At 36.1% G+C, this 16,540-nt stretch carries 18 protein-coding genes and 2 tRNA genes; 17 read left to right on the forward strand and 3 right to left on the reverse strand.

From position 1 onward, the window contains the following. Positions 1–22: 22 nt before the first annotated feature. The 15 genes from rsxC (at position 23) to K8P03_RS00300 (ending at position 13,949) form a co-directional block, all read left to right on the forward strand. Positions 23–1,351 (forward strand): electron transport complex subunit RsxC, encoded by a 1,329-nt coding sequence (gene rsxC / locus K8P03_RS00230; protein WP_223417490.1) that lies wholly within the window; start codon positions 23–25, stop codon positions 1,349–1,351. An 8-nt stretch (positions 1,352–1,359) separates the two neighbouring features. Next, the gene (locus K8P03_RS00235) at positions 1,360–2,340 is read left to right on the forward strand and encodes an RnfABCDGE type electron transport complex subunit D (protein ID WP_223417491.1); all 981 of its coding nucleotides are present in this window, start codon (positions 1,360–1,362) and stop codon (positions 2,338–2,340) included. Next, positions 2,333–2,875, forward strand: coding sequence for an FMN-binding protein (locus K8P03_RS00240; RefSeq protein ID WP_223417492.1), 543 nt, complete (start codon positions 2,333–2,335; stop codon positions 2,873–2,875). The genes K8P03_RS00235 and K8P03_RS00240 overlap by 8 nt, the downstream gene beginning before the upstream one ends. Before the next feature lie 8 nt (positions 2,876–2,883). Continuing rightward, complete coding sequence (rsxE, locus tag K8P03_RS00245) at positions 2,884–3,513, forward strand: electron transport complex subunit RsxE (protein WP_223417493.1); 630 nt, start codon at positions 2,884–2,886, stop codon at positions 3,511–3,513. 8 nt (positions 3,514–3,521) lie between these two features. Further along, positions 3,522–4,097, forward strand: coding sequence for an electron transport complex protein RnfA (locus K8P03_RS00250; protein ID WP_223417494.1), 576 nt, complete (start codon positions 3,522–3,524; stop codon positions 4,095–4,097). 9 nt (positions 4,098–4,106) lie between these two features. Then, a complete protein-coding gene (locus K8P03_RS00255) occupies positions 4,107–4,907 on the forward strand; it encodes an RnfABCDGE type electron transport complex subunit B (RefSeq protein ID WP_223417495.1) in 801 nt (266 codons plus the stop codon). Positions 4,908–5,008: 101 nt separating this feature from the next. Next, the gene (locus K8P03_RS00260) at positions 5,009–5,398 is read left to right on the forward strand and encodes a NusG domain II-containing protein (RefSeq protein WP_223417496.1); all 390 of its coding nucleotides are present in this window, start codon (positions 5,009–5,011) and stop codon (positions 5,396–5,398) included. After that, entirely contained in the window at positions 5,398–5,916 is a 519-nt protein-coding gene (locus K8P03_RS00265) for a Gx transporter family protein (protein ID WP_223417498.1), read from the forward strand. Before K8P03_RS00260 ends, K8P03_RS00265 begins: the two co-directional genes overlap by 1 nt. Next, positions 5,917–6,597, forward strand: a complete 681-nt coding sequence (gene radC, locus K8P03_RS00270; RefSeq protein ID WP_223417500.1) for a RadC family protein — start codon at positions 5,917–5,919, stop codon at positions 6,595–6,597. Between the two features lie 9 nt (positions 6,598–6,606). Beyond that, a complete protein-coding gene (gene mreB / locus K8P03_RS00275; RefSeq protein WP_223417502.1) occupies positions 6,607–7,617 on the forward strand; it encodes a rod shape-determining protein in 1,011 nt (336 codons plus the stop codon). A gap of 6 nt (positions 7,618–7,623) precedes the next feature. Continuing rightward, complete coding sequence (mreC, locus tag K8P03_RS00280; RefSeq protein ID WP_223417504.1) at positions 7,624–8,526, forward strand: rod shape-determining protein MreC; 903 nt, start codon at positions 7,624–7,626, stop codon at positions 8,524–8,526. Next, positions 8,519–9,010 (forward strand): rod shape-determining protein MreD, encoded by a 492-nt coding sequence (mreD, locus tag K8P03_RS00285; protein ID WP_223417506.1) that lies wholly within the window; start codon positions 8,519–8,521, stop codon positions 9,008–9,010. The genes mreC and mreD overlap by 8 nt, the downstream gene beginning before the upstream one ends. A gap of 8 nt (positions 9,011–9,018) precedes the next feature. Continuing rightward, positions 9,019–12,390 carry a penicillin-binding transpeptidase domain-containing protein gene (locus K8P03_RS00290; protein ID WP_223417508.1) on the forward strand — a complete coding sequence of 1,124 codons (3,372 nt, stop codon included), beginning with the start codon at positions 9,019–9,021 and terminating at the stop codon, positions 12,388–12,390. A 12-nt stretch (positions 12,391–12,402) separates the two neighbouring features. Continuing rightward, complete coding sequence (locus tag K8P03_RS00295; protein WP_223417510.1) at positions 12,403–13,026, forward strand: P-loop NTPase family protein; 624 nt, start codon at positions 12,403–12,405, stop codon at positions 13,024–13,026. Next, positions 13,023–13,949, forward strand: a complete 927-nt coding sequence (locus K8P03_RS00300; RefSeq protein ID WP_223417512.1) for a ribonuclease E/G — start codon at positions 13,023–13,025, stop codon at positions 13,947–13,949. Before K8P03_RS00295 ends, K8P03_RS00300 begins: the two co-directional genes overlap by 4 nt. On the opposite strand, the gene K8P03_RS00305 is transcribed toward K8P03_RS00300, so the two are convergent. Both K8P03_RS00305 and K8P03_RS00310 read right to left on the reverse strand, forming a co-directional pair. Beyond that, positions 13,938–14,192: a GIY-YIG nuclease family protein gene (locus K8P03_RS00305; RefSeq protein ID WP_223417514.1), complete on the reverse strand. Its 255-nt coding sequence runs from the start codon at positions 14,190–14,192 to the stop codon at positions 13,938–13,940. The two genes, K8P03_RS00300 and K8P03_RS00305, sit on opposite strands and share 12 nt — an antisense overlap. Then, positions 14,192–14,797: a regulatory protein RecX gene (locus K8P03_RS00310; protein ID WP_223417516.1), complete on the reverse strand. Its 606-nt coding sequence runs from the start codon at positions 14,795–14,797 to the stop codon at positions 14,192–14,194. Before K8P03_RS00310 ends, K8P03_RS00305 begins: the two co-directional genes overlap by 1 nt. A gap of 317 nt (positions 14,798–15,114) precedes the next feature. Between K8P03_RS00310 and K8P03_RS00315 the strand changes: the two genes are divergently transcribed. Both K8P03_RS00315 and K8P03_RS00320 read left to right on the forward strand, forming a co-directional pair. After that, positions 15,115–15,191 (forward strand) — tRNA-His (locus K8P03_RS00315). A 1-nt stretch (position 15,192) separates the two neighbouring features. After that, positions 15,193–15,278, forward strand: a tRNA-Leu gene (locus K8P03_RS00320). Positions 15,279–15,395: 117 nt separating this feature from the next. On the opposite strand, the gene K8P03_RS00325 is transcribed toward K8P03_RS00320, so the two are convergent. After that, the gene (locus K8P03_RS00325; protein ID WP_223417518.1) at positions 15,396–16,520 is read right to left on the reverse strand and encodes a tyrosine-type recombinase/integrase; all 1,125 of its coding nucleotides are present in this window, start codon (positions 16,518–16,520) and stop codon (positions 15,396–15,398) included. Positions 16,521–16,540 lie beyond the last annotated feature (20 nt).

The raw sequence follows: 16,540 nt of genomic DNA on the forward strand, positions 1-16,540 counted from the left end.
TTTTTTAAAAAAGGAGAAATTTATGGCAGCTAATACTGTGACATTTGCTCATGGTGTTAAGATGGAAGAATACAAAGAACTTTCAGAAAACAGCAGTCTTCATACTGCAACTATTCCAAAGCTTGTAACAATTCCACTAACCCAACACATAGGTGCACCAAGCAAATGCGATGTAAAGAAAAATGACGAAGTTGCTGTAGGAGATCTTTTAGGATCTGCAGTAGGTAACTTCTCAGCAAATATCCACTCCTCAGTAGCAGGAGTTGTAAAAGATGTAATCGATATTCAAAGTGCCTCAGGCAAAAACTGTAAGGCAGTAGTAATCGATACAGAAGGTTTCGACCAAGAAGTTCAATATACTGAGCTTGAAAACGTAAACTTAAGCCCAGAAGAAATTGTAGCCAAGGTAAAAGAAGCAGGAATCGTTGGTATGGGTGGTGCAGCTTTCCCAGCTCACATCAAATATTCACCAAATAAACCAATCGATACTGTAATAGTAAACGGGGCAGAATGTGAACCTTACATAACTTGTGATGACTACATAATGAAAAATTATCCTTTACATATAATAAAAGGACTCATCCAAGTAATGAAGGCTGTAAATGCTAAAGACGGCGTAATCGCTATAGAAAATAATAAGCCAGAGGCTTATAAAACTATGACCCAAGCCCTAGCTGAATTTGCTAATTCAAATAAATTTGACGGCACAATCAAAGTTGTAAGCCTTGAAACCAAATACCCACAAGGTGATGAAAAAAGACTTATAAATGCGATCCTCAAAAGAGAAGTCCCATCAGGTGGTCTTCCAATGGACGTAGGAGCAGTTGTATCTAACGTTTCAACTGTAAATGCTATTTATGAAGCACTTTTCATGGGAAAACCACTTTATGAAAGAATTCTTACAGTAACAGGTAGGACTGTTAAAAATCCACAAAATATGCGTGTAAGAATCGGCACAAGTTTTAACGACCTTATCGAAGAAGCTGGCGGTGCAGAAGAAATCGCAAAGGTTATAAACGGCGGACCTATGTGTGGTATAGCCCAACCTGACCTAAATAAACCAGTAGAAAAAGCTACAAACTGTATCCTAGTATTTGATAGCAAGGATGCCTTCATAGAAGATCCAACACCATGTATCAGATGCGGTAGGTGTGTAAGCGTATGTCCAGTATTCTTACTTCCAAACTACATCCACAAACATGCCCTAGATGGTAGGTTCGAAAAGGCAGACGAAGAAGGCGCACTAGATTGTATAGAGTGTGGTTCTTGCTCATTTGTTTGCCCAGCCAGAAGACCATTAGTTGAGGCTATCAAGTTTGCTAAGAGACAAATAAGACAGGCAGGAAAATAGGGGGAAATATGGAAAATAATAAACAATTATTAGTAACAGCTTCTCCACATATTAGGAGTAAAAGAACAGTCGCAAATGACATGCTCGATGTTATCATTGCACTTTTACCTGCTGGCGCTGTTTCTGTTTACTACTTTGGTTATAGGGCTTTAGTTCTTATCTTAGCATCTGTGATCACTTGTGTATTAGCTGAGACAATCTTTAATAAATGTATCAAAAAAGAAAATACAATCAAGGACCTATCAGCAGTTGTAACAGGTATCTTACTTGCCTACAACGTGCCTTTTACACTTCCAGTATGGCAACTTGTAATAGGAGCAGTATTCGCAATAGTAATTTGTAAGATGCTCTATGGTGGTATAGGTCAAAACATTGTAAACCCAGCACTTGGTGCAAGAGCATTCTTGATGGCATCTTGGTCATCAACCATGACAAACTTTGTTCCAACAGAAAGAGTTGCAACCTTAAAAACAGTTAGCGACGTATCAATGCTAAGTGCGGCAACACCACTATCTGATCCAAAAGCCTACACAATTATGGACTTATTTATTGGTCACATTCCAGGCTGTCTTGGTGAAATAAGTGCCCTAGCCCTTTTACTTGGTGCTTGCTACCTATTAATTAGAAAAGTAATTCACATAAGAATTCCACTAGTATACATACTAACAACTACCATATTCCTTGCAATTTTTGGAGATAAGGTAAATCTAGATTATATACTTAAAAATATCCTATCAGGCGGTCTAATTCTTGGTGCCTTCTTTATGGCAACAGATTATACTACAGCCCCAATCACTCCTAAGGGACAAATCGTATTTGCCTTTGGTTGCGGATTCCTAACAGCGGTAATAAGACTTTGGGGTGGATATCCAGAAGGTGTTTCTTATTCAATCTTACTAATGAACCTCCTAGTACCAATTATAGAAAAACACACTAGAGACAGGATTTTTGGTAAGGCCAAGGCAAAAAAAGGAGCTAAGAATGAATAATAGTTTAAAATTAGGTTTTAAATTACTTTTAATCACATCAGTTACAGCCCTAGCCCTTGCCTTTACAAACAATATGACTAAGCCAATTATAGAAGCTCGTCAACAAGAAGAGCTTAAGGAGAGCTTGGCAGTAGTATATAAGGCAGATAGCTATGAAGAGCTAGATGTTGAAAAACCGGACGTTATAGAAGCAGTTTACAAGGCAAGCGGTGCCGAAGGTGACGGATATGTTTTCCAAATCAATTCACCAGGTGGTTATGGTGGTGACATTGAATTTTTAATCGGTGTTGACAAAGACCACAACATAACAGGTTTTGCTCCTCTAAACCAATCAGAATCAGCAGGTTTTGGTGCTGAAATGGAACAAGATTATTTCAAACAGGGAATGGTTGGAGTAAACATGGACCAAGAAGTTAAGGCAAGTGCAGCAGGTGGAGAAAATGAAATAGTTGGCATCTCAGGTGCTACAATTTCAACATCTACTATCTTAAGAGGTATCAACGCTGCAAGAGAAGTACTTACTAGCTTAGAATAGGAGATATCATGGAAAAACAAAAAGATAAAAAACCAAAGGTAAATTACGGAAAAATATTTACCGACGGTATATTTAAAAACAACCCTGTCCTAGTACAGATGGTTGGTATGTGTTCAGTACTAGCTATATCTTCATCATTAATCAATGCTGTTGGTATGGGTGTATCTGTAACATTCGTACTTGTAATGAGTAACTTAGTTATATCATTACTTCGTAATTTCATCTCAGATGAAATCAGAATCCCATCATTTATCGTAGTAATAGCAGGTTTCGTAACTATAGTTCAAATGCTAATAAAGGCTTATGCCCCAGCTCTCGATAAGAGTCTAGGTATTTTTATTCCACTTATAGTTGTAAACTGTATCATCCTTGCCCGTGCTGAAGGTTTTGCCTCACAAAACGGACCAATCCCATCAATTGTAGATGGTATCAGCCAAGGTCTTGGTTATACAATAGCTATATCAATCCTAGCTTTCTTTAGAGAATTATTAGGATCAGGAACACTTTTCGGCATGCCAGTTATCCCAGAAGAATACACCATAGGCTTCATGCTTCAACCAGCATCATCATTTATAGTCCTAGGTCTTATCTTCGGAGCCTTCCATGCTATAATGAATAGAAAAAAGAAAGTTAATTAGGAGTTATTATGGCAGAATTATTTAAAATTATAATAGCAACTATATTTGTATCAAACTATGTATTAGGACAATTCTTAGGTATCTGTCCAACCCTCGGTGTAACCAGCAAGGTTGAAACCGCAAGAGGTATGGGCTATGCAGTAATCTTCGTTATAGTACTTGCAACAGTTATTACTTGGTTTATCCAACACTACATACTAGAAGTTTTTAATGTTCAATACCTACAGACAGTTGTCTTTATCTTGGTAATAGCAACACTTGTTCAATCAGTAGAAACAGTAATGAAGAAATCTATGCCAGCCCTTTACGGCGCACTTGGTGTATATCTTCCACTTATTACTACAAACTGCGTTGTACTAGGTGTAGCTATAAAAGCAATTGACTTATCATACAACCTTGTTGAATCAACAGTTTATGCCTTTGCAGCATCAATTGGTTTTATGATAGCAATCATGATCTTAGCTTATCTAAGAGAAAAAATCGAATATAACAAAATACCTGAGTCATTTAAGGGAGCTCCAATGTCTCTTATAACCCTAGGTCTAATGGCTATAGCCTTCATGGGCTTTGCAGGTTTAGCATAGGAGGTAAGAATGGAAAATTTATTATTGCCGGTAGCAATACTTGCTATAATGGGCTTTATCTTTGCGATAGCCCTAGGCTTTATTTCACAAAAATTTCACGTAGAAAAATCAGTAAAAGAAGCAGCCGTCAGAGATGCCCTACCAGGCGCTAACTGCGGTGCTTGTGGATATCCTGGTTGCGATGGTCTTGCAGAAGCAATCGCTAAGGGAGAAGCTCCTGTAAATGCTTGTGCCATCGGTGGTGCTAGTGTAACAGCAGCTGTAGCAAAAGCTATGGGTGTTGAAGCGACAGGTGCAGATGACAGAAAAGTAGCCCTCGTGCATTGTAATGGAACTTGTGAAGCAGCCAAGGACCAATATAAATACCAAGGTCTTGAAGACTGTAGGGCACAAATCGCACTCTTTGGTGGTAAAAAAGCCTGCGATTATGGTTGTATCGGTTGTGGTACATGTGAAAAAGCCTGCCCATTTGATGCAATCCATATCATAAACGGTGTTGCCAAGGTTAATAGAGATAAGTGCGTGGCTTGTAAAAAATGTGTGGAAGTATGTCCAAAACACATTATCGACCTTGTACCATTCAAACAAAAACAAGCTGTTCTTTGCTCATCACATGATAAGGGCAAAGACGCAAGGGCAAAATGTTCTAATTCTTGTATAGGTTGTACAATCTGTGCTAAGACTTATCCAGAAGCCTTTGAAATGGACAATTTCTTATCAAAAGCTGTTAATATCGACGAAATCGATCCAGAATTACTAAAGACAGCCGCAGAAAAATGTCCAAACAAATGTATAACAATATTTGAATAAAATTTAAAGAAGACCCCTCGGGGTCTTTTTTTATTGCCCAAAAACCATATAATATAACCATGATTATTTTATAAAATATTAAGATAGATATAGAGGTTATTATGAAGATAAGAAAAGGAGATATAATTGTAATTGTCGGCCTGATTTTTTTAAGTTTCGGCCTGAATTTTGCAATTGATAAGATGACTACGGGCTATGAGGGAGATTTGCTTGTAGTCGAACAAGACGGAAAAGTAATTAAAAAACTCCCTATGGATAAGGATACAGAATACGTGGTTAATTACGGTGGCCACTACAATAAAATTGTTATTAAAAACAAGAAAGCATTTATAAGCGAGGCTGATTGTCAAGATCAGATTTGTGCCCATATGCATCCTATAGAAAGGGAAGGCCAAACAATTATTTGCCTGCCACATAGGTTGTTTTTGGAACTTGAAAGCCATGGAGATAAGAAAAAAGATGACGATGCTATAGATAAGGTGGTGAACTAATGGGTAAAAATATCAAAGATTTAACTAATATGGCCCTCTTGGTGGCCCTTGCCCTAATAATTTCACTTATTGAACTACAAATCCCTGTTCCTGTGCCAATACCAGGTGCAAAACTCGGACTTTCAAATATAATAATACTAGTAAGTCTTTATTTTTATGGATTTAAGGCAAGTCTTACCATAGCGCTTTTAAAAAGCTTTATGCTGGTCTTGATAACAGGGGCTGTGACCTCGTTTTTCTACTCAGCAGCAGGAGCGATTCTTTCATCAATCGCAATGGCAATCGCCTTAAGATACCACGACCGCTTATTTTCTTTTATCGGTGTAAGCGAAATAGGAGCCTTTGCCCACAACCTAGGACAAATCATAGTTTCAGCTATTATAATGGAAAATATCAAGATGTTTACTTATTTTCCAGCCCTAGTTTTGGTTGGCACCTTTAGTGGATTTTTTGTAGGACTTTCTTCAAACTTTATTATAAAGCATATGAAAAAAATAAACATCGGAGAAAATGTTTAAATGAAACAAACTATCAAGGATATGAAGCTAATCGATAGGCCAAGAGAAAAACTTATAAAGTTGGGCCACGACAGCCTGAGTGAAAAAGAGCTTCTTGCCATAATTATATCAACTGGTACAGATAAGAAAAATGCCATTGACCTTGCTGAAGAAATACTTGAAACCTTTAGCGAAGAGGCTCTTCTAGAAATAGAAGTCGAAGAGCTTACCAAAATAAATGGGATCAAAGAGGCTAAGGCTTCAAAGATTATAGCAAGCCTTCAACTAGGCAAGAGGATTAAGGAAAATATTCTAAATAAGGAAAAATATAAGATTAGCTCAAATGAAGATGCCTATGAATATATCAAAGATACAATAAGCCTTAGAGACAGGGAATATTTTTACACAATCCTTCTTAACAACAAAAATGAAGTTATTTCCAAGGAGCTTATTTCAATTGGTGACTTATCTTCATCCATAGTTAATCCTAGGGAAGTTTTTAAGCCAGCCATAAAAAAATCTGCCAAGTCAATGATTTTGGCTCACAACCATCCATCGGGCAATCCTAGCCCTTCAAAGGCAGATTTGTTAATCACCCACAGACTAATAGATGCAGGGGAAATCCTTGATATCAACGTCCTTGACCACTTGATTATTGGCCACGGATCTTATGTAAGTTTAAAAAAAGATAATTATATATAGGAGTTTAGGATGAAATTTAAAATGATTGCTACAGACTTTGCCATAGACCTTGGCACTAGCAATATTTCAGTATATAAAAAAGGCGAAGGCCTTATTATAAATGAGCCTTCAAGCCTGGTTCTTGATGAAAATCACACTAAGGTAGAAGCCATAGGCCAAGAGGCTAAGGATATGCTTGGTAAAACCCACGAGGATATCCAAGTTGTAAAACCAATTAAAAATGGAGTTATAACTGACTTTAACCTCACAGAAGCCATGCTAAATTACTTTTTTGACAAGGTAAATCCGAACTTTAGCCTAATCCAACCAAGAGTTGTGATTGTTGTACCATCAGGTATTACAGATATACAAAAAAGAGCAGTAGAAGATGCAGCCCTCCACGCAGGCAGCAGGGATATTATCTTAGTTGACGAATCACTCGCAGCAGCCTATGGGATGAACCTTTCCCCAGATGAGCCTAGGGGAATTTTAATGATAAATATGGGCGCTGGCACAAGCCAAGTTGCAGTTATTTCCCTAAATGGAATCGTAGTTTCTGCCACAATGAACAAGGGTGGTGACTACCTAGATGAAAAAATTGTTGATTATTTTAGGGAAGAAAAGAATCTTGAAATTGGTAAAAATACTGCAGAAGAAATCAAGATTAAACTCGCTTCTTTAAAAATAAAAGACGGCAATAACCAGATGGAAGTAAACGGCAGAGACCTTCTTGATGCTAGACCAAAGACTGTAAGTGTTAGCTCTAGCGAGTTAGTTTCTTGTATTCTTCCTTTTGCAGACGAAGTTTGTGAAATGGTCCTTGAGGCACTTGAAAAGACACCACCAGAAATTTCTTCTGATATTAGAAGAGATGGCTTTGCCCTTTCTGGATCCTTGTCAAAGTTATCAGGTCTTGCTGAATATATAGAAAAGAAAATCGGATTAAAATCTTACCGCTCAGAAGATCCTGGCACAGATGCAATCCTAGGAGCAGGATTAATTTTAGAAAATCCAGACAAGTATTTAAAATATCGTAAGTAGGTAAATATGGCATATAAGAGAGTAAAAAAAGATAAAAAACCTTTCATATTTACAGTTGTAGGCCTAAGTCTGCTTATACTTATTTCAAGCCAAAGCGAAACTATTTCTCAAACAGGTTCAAATCTTGCAAACACAATTCTAAGACCAATTGAAAAAGTGACTTATTCTATATCATCTGCTATGATTGAGCAACTCGAAAGGACAATTGGATCTAAGGAAACCCGTGAGCAAGTATTGAAACTTGAGGCAGATAATAGGTCTTTGGTAATGGAAAATGCAAGACTTTTAGCAACAATAAATAGGGAAGAGTTTTTAAAAGATGAAGCTATTGCTACTAAGGGCACAGAAAATAAGTACATCAAGGCTAAGCTTATAAACACAGATGTAAACTCAATGACAACTCATTTTACAATTGACAAAGGAGCTGTAGATGGGATTGAAAAAAATGACATCATTCTACAAGCTATTGGCGATAGCAAGTTTTATACAGGTCTTGTCGGCAAGGTCACAGAAGTTTATAAAACTACAGCAAGGGTTGAAACTATAAATTCAAATGAAAATGACGTTTCCTTTGTAAATGCAAACTCTGGTGACTATGGTGTAATTGATATTTTCAATAAAAACACTATACAAGGTTTTATGATAGACCTTGAAAGCAAGATTAATGAAAAGGACATCCTCCTAACAAGTGGTCTAGGCGGAATTTACCCTTACGGCATCTACATAGGTAGGGTTGCCACAGTGACCATGAGTGAGGATTCCCTAAGGAAAAATATTACAATCAAGTCACCAGTCGATTTCACCCACTTGTATAGGGTCCTAGTATTAAAGCATGACGCGACTTATTCAATTGATAAAAAACCTGTAACTAAGGAGAAAAAGCAAAAGGAGGGGGAAATTTATGAATAAATTTAAAAGCTTTTTGATTTTATTAATAAGTTTTATTTTACAAACCTCAATTTTTGCTAAAATAGATATCCTAGGGGCAAATATAAATATCCTAATCCCAGCAACTATAGCCCTTTCCCAAATTCTACCAAATAAAACTGGCAGAATTGGAGGTCTTGTGGTTGGTCTTTTTGAAGATTTTCTATTTTCAAGCCTAGTAGGGGTGAGGGCCTTATCCTATTATATAATAGGCGTTGTTTCCTCAGGAGAATTTATAAAGGTCTCAAAGGACAAGCAGACAGGTCTAATAGTTTGTCTTATAGCTAGTGTTTTTAACTTCTTATTGGTAAATGGTATCTACTATATTTTTGGAAAGAGTTTAAACTCAATTACAGGCTATTTTGGCCTTGAAATCCTAGTAGAAGCTATCTTAAATTCAGCTATCTACTTAGTTTATTACATGCTTATCAAAAAGATAATGTATATACCAACCTATAGAATTTAGGGGATTTTATGAAAAATAAAAAAGAAAATAGGTTTATTTTCATCCAAGTAGTTGTAGTTCTTGCTATAATTGCTATAGTTTTTAGACTTTTTAATGTAATGGTCACCAAGGGTGATTATTACAGGGACTTATCCGATAATAGGAAAGTAAAGGAAGTTGACGAACTTGCAAGTAGGGGCAATATCTACGATAGAAACGGCAAAATCTTGGCTACATCTATACCTTCCTTTGCAGTTAAGCTCTACAAGGATGAGTTGATGAGCCTTGATGAAGATAAAAGAATAGAATTAATCTCAAACCTAGTTGATATTCTTGAAGAAGATGGGGTCAACTATACTGAAGATTTCAATATAAAACTAAATACCTTTAAGTACAAAAAAGATATTGACTATTTCAAGAAAAAAGAAATGCCAATCGAAGATGTGGTCCATAAGTTAATTGAAAATGACCTCATAGAAGAATTTTTGCTTTCCACTTATGACCAAGATGGTATCAAGTATGAAACTTTAAATACAGCTATCCTTGCCCTCAAAAAAAGGGGTATAGATGTGCCAGCTCACATTAGCCAGAAAGATGGCAAACTCAAGGTTGAATATAAGAAAAATTACGAGAAAAAACTTGCCAATATAGGCCACAAGAAAGACGACGATCCAATAGACGTAATCCTAGAATCTGTTGGTGAAGATAGGTCTGTTTTATTATCAATCCTTCAAAATTCACACGCAAGATTACTTGCCTATAGGATTTTAGACAGTCACAAGCTTTTGGGAAGTCTCTCTATGGAACCTTACTCAATTAAGAGTGACCAAGACCTAATTGAAAAAAAGGCGAGACTTCATAAAGTTTTCAAGAAAATCACCCTTGATTCAAAGCCAAGTGACGATTTTTATGAAATAGTAAAAAATTCTACAATTAAAGACGTTTTGTCATCAGCCATGGTAGATGATAAGGGAGCCTATATAATTCCTGCAAATATGCTTATAGAAGAGCTTGAAAACAAGGGGATTTATGCCAACTTTGAGACAGAAGTCATAACAGAAACTAAGGATGATAAGAACCAATATTCTGTAGATGTAAGGTTTAAAAATCCGCAGGCAGGTTCTGCCATAGATGAACTAGCAAGGCTTGCTGAAGAGCATGACCTAATAAAGCCTTTGATTTTGTCAGAATATGTAAAATATATGGCCCAAAATGCCAATACAAGAAATAATATTTATCCAAATATAGATATTACAGAAGATGATCCGGACGACTGGAAATACACCTTTACCATAGATAAGAAAGATTTTTATACCCATTATGCTAACAAAGATAGGGCAAATTCTACAAAGGAAACTGTAGATATCCTAATGAATGAAGATGACGGACAAAAAATCCTAGAATACCTAAAGAAGGTTAGTGGACTTGATGCCTATAATGATGTTGAAGCTGTTGGAATATTAACTATTGACAATACTTTAAACAGACAAGGATCATTTGGTTATAGGCCAATAAATATAGTTTATAACCTTGATGAGTCCACAGTTTTAAAAATTGAGGAAAAGATTGATTCTGGATCGGGAATTGTTGTTGAGACTATCCCAATCAGGTCTTATCCAAATAGAAACTTAGCAAGTCACGTTCTTGGCTATATGGGACCAATTGCCACAAGCCAGGAAGTAGATAAGTATGTTAAGGAAAGAGCCTATCTGAGAGACGAAATCATTGGTAAAACAGGTATAGAAGAATCCTACCAAGATAACCTAAAGGGTAAAAACGGCAGGTCCCTTGTAACAGTTGACTCTTCTGGAAATAGGAGAGAGACCATTTCCCAAACCAAGTCAGAGCCAGGTGATGATGTCTATTTATCAATTGATGCCAAGCTTCAAAAACAGGCAGAAGATTCACTCGAAGGTGTTCTTAGGGCCCTAAGAGAATCAGGCTTTTATGAATCAGAATATGGATCATTTAGACCATTCAAGATGGCACCTCACGCAGAAAGTGGGGCTGTAGTTGTTTCTGATGTTAAGACAGGTGAAGTCTTAGCCCTTGCATCTTATCCAAACTACGATCCAAACTTATTTTCAACTGGTATTTCAACTTCCGACTGGGAAGCCCTCCAGGTAGAAGATAGCGAAGGTCCACTTGCCCCAAGACCAATGTTAAATATAGCAACCCAAACAGCAGTAATGCCGGGTTCAACCTTTAAGTTAGTTACAGCACTTGCTGCCCTAGAAAAAGGCCTAGACCCGCTTGCTATAAATAATTGTCATGGCTTTATGGAAATAGGTAACAGGAGATTTTCTTGTTTGATCTATACTGAAAGTGGAATGACCCATGGTGAGGAAAACCTCTATGGAGCAATCAGAGATTCTTGTAACTATTATTTCTACACCCTAGCCCTTGGAGAAAATCCGGAAGATGGTGACACTCTTACAACCAAGCTTGAACTAAATGATATTAGGCTAGCTTGCGAAATGTTAGGACTTGACCAAGAAACAGGTATAGAAATCAATATACCAAAAGAAGCCAGGGGTAATGTCCCATCAATAGGTAAGAAAGTTGAAGTTACAAAGCTAATGCTCAAAGACTACCTAGAAAAAAACCTAACTCTCTTTATCAAAGAAGGAGTCAAGAAAGCTAGGGATGAATATGAGCAAGATATCACAGATATAGTCAAATTTACAGATAATCCTAGTGAATGGTCAAGAAAAGCCATAGTCGATTTCTTCGATGAAAGAGGCTACGATCCACTAATGGTGCCAGAAGGACAAAGAGACGGACTTGCTGATACAATCAAGTATACCTACCTAAACCAAGCAGTTTGGGATATTACAGATATGCTAAATATCGTAATCGGTCAGGGCCAAAACTCCTACACACCTATCCAGATGAACAGGGCCATAGCTACCCTAACTAATGGTGGTTACCTAAATAAATTCACCCTTATAAATAAGGTTAAAAACCACGATTCTGGTGAAGTTTTATTTGAAAATGTGCCAGAAAACGAGAGAATAGATATTAAGGATAAAAAATATCTTGAAGATATCAAATACGGTACCCTACTCGTTGCTCAAAAAAATGCTGTATTAAGCCAACTTCCAATGGATATTGGTATAAAAACTGGTACAGCAGAGGTAGAAGGTAAAAACCCTGACGGAACAGACTATGATACTTATGCATGGATGGTAGGCTTTGCACCTTATGATAATCCAGAAATAGCAATTTCTATTGTCTTAACCCAAGGTGATACTTCCTACAATGCCTCTCCAATAATGAGAGATATTGTTGCTAGGTACTTTGATTTGAATGTTGAGATGATAAACGCAGAGCCAACCGCCAAAGATATCCAAGACCTTGGCGAATCAGCCAATGGTGGGGACCACAACCACGGACATTAGTAAGAGGAAATTATGCAAATATATCTAATAAATGGGAAAAATAGTATAGGTAAGACCGATTTTGCGGTAAATCTAGCAGAAAGACTTTCTGAAAATAAGATGGTCTTACTTACATCTCTTTTTAGGAGTGACCAATCAAATATTGAAGATTATTACAAGAAGGACGGGATGATAAGCTATGATATATCAGACTATTTTCTAGGTCTTTGTAGCTTGGATAAGGTAATTGTTGAAGAAAATCCAAACTTAAAATTTATTATAGCTCCTCTTGTTGAAGGAAAATACGATATTAGGGTTCAAGACGTTTACAATCTTATAGATGAAGTAGATGCTGATATTATAATTCTAGATAACCTATATCTTCCAATTAAGGATGCAATAAAAATAGAAATTCTTGATAAGGATGAAATAGACAAAGATATTCACGCAGACTATTTCTTCATTAATCGTTGCGATGAAGGCTTTGATCCAAGAACTATCAAAGAAAAACTTCAAGGAAAATCCGCAACCTATCTAGGTTTTGTAAAGGAAAATGAATATTTCAAAGATGTTATAGATAATCTTATGAAAGGCGAAGCAGAGCCAATAGGAGACCTTGGATTTTTTGAAAAAGTAAAGAGGATTTTTAAGAAGTGAAAGTAATCTTTGACGATAAAAAAGAAAAAATCTTAATGAGACAAGTAGATGGGAGAGTCATGGAAGTCATATTCTATGACTCTCTTCTTCATAATATCTATAGGGGCAAGGTCCTTGACAAGATTGATAGCCTGGGAGCATATTTTGTAGAAATATCCGAAAAAGAAACTATATTCTTAAAATCAACTCTCAATTATAAAATAGGGGATAATGTCATAGCCCAATATGTTAGAGAGCCTGCCAATGGTAAGCTAGGCCTAGGAAGCGAAAATTTTTCTATAGAAAATGAGGCCTACACTCTAACTAGATATCCGCTTAGGAAAAGACCAAAGCTTAAAAAAACTATGGAAAAAAATGATGACTTGTATAAGGAAATCTTAGCGGAAAAAGATAGGCTAATTAATGAGGAGAAATTCCTACCAAGTCCAAAACTTTTGAGGGAAAATTCAATAAAGGAAAAATACCTTGGAAATTTTAAGGATTATGAGTTAAAAGACTTTGATATTAATAATTCTTTAGATTTTGCTAAGCTCATTAGAGAGATAAAAAAATCGGAAATTTCCTACAAGGATATGTCGATTATTGTTGATGAACTTAAGACTCTAACTGTGATTGACGTTAATACAGGCAGCAGAAAATCAAAACAGGGGAAAAAAGACTTTCTTTTGAATGTAAATTTAGACCTAGTTGACTTTATTGCTTATAATCTGAAATTAAGGAATATCGGAGGAATGGTTGTTATTGACTTTTTAAGGTCAGACGGGCAAGATTTGATAAAAGACACCTTTAAAAAATCAGCAGAAGCTTACGGTCTAGAGGCAGAAATATTTGGGTTTTCTCCCATGGGACTTTTTGAATTATCAATAAAAAGAAGAGGCGATAGTTTAAAAGCTAACCTTGCGAAAAGATCTTTACTTTTCTAGGTTAAATGCTTTTACTAAAGCCTCTTTTTCTTTTTTTGTAAGTTTTTTTATCCTTGCCTCAAGCTTAAGGCCAATGGATTTGCTGTCGACTCTTTTGTAATAAACTAGACTTACAGGAAGCCTTGACCTGGTGTACTTAGCACCTTTGCCTGAATTGTGGGCCTTAACTCTCTCTGTGACATCATTGGTATAACCAGTATAGAGGGAATTATCCCCACACCTTAAGATATAAACAAAGTGCATCAGGAAAATCTCTCGTTTAGGACTTGGTTAATGATGTCAACGTCAAAACCCTTGCTGGCAAGGTGTCTAAAAACCTTGGCCCTATTTTCATAAGAAAAGTCGTTTTTGATCTTCTTATCAGCAAAAAATCCTGCTTTCTCAGCTTCTCTTTCGTCAGAAATCATATAGATATAATCTTCGATTAAATTATCATCGATGTGTTTTCTTTTTAGCATGAAGCGAATCTTGCCCCTAGACCAGTTTGAAATCTCATCCTTATCCCTTATGTAGGCCTTGACATAGGACTCATCATCGAGAAATCCGTAGGAATCAAGATAGGCAATGATTTTTTCTATTACATCTTCTGAAAACTTTTGTTCTTTTAGTTTTTGCCTTATTTCATAGGTTGATTTTTGCGAATAAGAAATCTTATTTAAGGCGTAATTTTTGGCCCTATTAAACTCATCATTGGCTAAAATCAGCTTGTAGGTAGGAAAGTCAATTTCCTTATCAATTTCAAAGGCATTTTCGTAGTAGAGATCGTAGTCTACATAAAATTTCTCCTTTGAAATAGTAAGCCTAATTAAATTGTATTTGTCTGAATATTCTATATTTTCGATAATCATTTCATAGAAAGAATTGCATTATAAACTAAGGGAGCAACCATGGCTATAGAAATGACAATTGCAAATATTTTTAAAATTAATTTCCTTGTAGTTTTCATAATTCACCTCTGTAGATATTTTACTACAAAGAATAGAAAAAGAAAATTTTTAAAAAATTTGCATTATTTTTAAATCCATGGTATTATATTATTTGTCAGTAGGAAAGACCTGGGCTAATAACTTGGGAAATCCTAAAGAAATAATAAAAAATATTTGACAAAAGTAAATAAAAGTTGTATACTTAAATAGTCAGTATGAATAGTGAAGATACAAACGTGGTGGGTATAGTCCAGTTGGTTACGACACCTGGTTGTGGCCCAGGAGAGCGTGAGTTCGAATCTCACTACTCACCCCATGCGGGATTGGCGGAATTGGCAGACGCGCTAGACTTAGGATCTAGTGAGAATTTCTCGTGAAGGTTCGACTCCTTTATCCCGCACCAATTAATAAGCTTTAATAGCTTGATTTCAACGATTATAATTTTACGGTTACCAGTAAGTTACCAGTAGAATTATAATCGTTGTTTTTTTATGCTTTTTTCTATTTTTGTCCCTGCTTCTTATCCTGCTTTTAGTGCAGTTTTAAAATTATAGGTTTGGAACTGGTTATATAGATATATATCTACTACTTGGATATAAGATTTCTTTGTGGTTTCTATGGATTCGTGTCCCATTAAGTCCATGAGATCTATATCACTTATGCCTGACATATGAGCTATTGTGGCGAAGGTATACCTACATTGTATAGGGGTTGTTTCTTCTAGTCCTGCCTTTTTGAGTGCTCCTTTAAAGATTGTGTTTCTAAAGGTGGTATCACTTGGATGAGATGGCTTTGGGTTTTGTGGGTTTATTCTTGTGTTTTCTACTATATAGCCTGTGGTTGATTCTTGAGCTAATTCTTTTAATATATCGTAGATTCTATCGTGTATAAACATTATCCTTCTTTTGCCTTTATTGGTTTTCATACCAAAATCTCTAATGATTCTTTTTTTGAAGTCAATGTTCATAGTTTTTAATTTCCTATATTCCGATGTCCTCATCCCTGTAAATATCATGCAGAGTATGTGGCGAGCGTCGGGGTTGTATGGGATAGATTTGAAAAGTTTGTCTATATCTTGGGTGTAGAATATAGTTTTTTCTTTGGTGTTTTCTTTACCTTTTACATCCAGTAGTTTTGCTCTATCTTTATCTACTAATTCATGTTTTTCTGCAAATTGGTAGATTTTACTTGCTACGTGTTTTAACCTTGAGATTGAGTCTTTGGAGTAATCTTTTCTTATTTTTTGGCCGTTGATGGTTTCATAGTATCCTTCTTTTACTTTCTGATCTATACATCTTTGCATCTCCATAGTTTTTATTTCCATTATGTTTTTATTCCAGATAGGGTGGAAGGATAGGAAGGCGTCCTCGTATCTGTTTTTTGTTTTATAACTTAGTTTTAAAAAATCATCTGTCTTTTTATATGCTTCGTAAATTTCCCTGAATGTTTTTATGTCGTCTACACATACATAATTGTCTAGGGCGGCTTTTGCTTCTTTCCTTGATTTATAAAATCCAACTGTGGGTCTATATTCTTTACCATTTATGTCATAGGTGGCGGGGAGTCTTGCCCACCATGGTGATTTTCTGCCTTTGACGTAGGTGATTGAGCCTTCACCATTGGCGAATTTTCTATCTCTTTTCATTGTTTTGTCCTTTCTTTTTT

This window comes from Anaerococcus murdochii, from assembly GCF_019957155.1.
Taxonomy (GTDB): Bacteria; Bacillota; Clostridia; order Tissierellales; family Peptoniphilaceae; genus Anaerococcus; species Anaerococcus murdochii.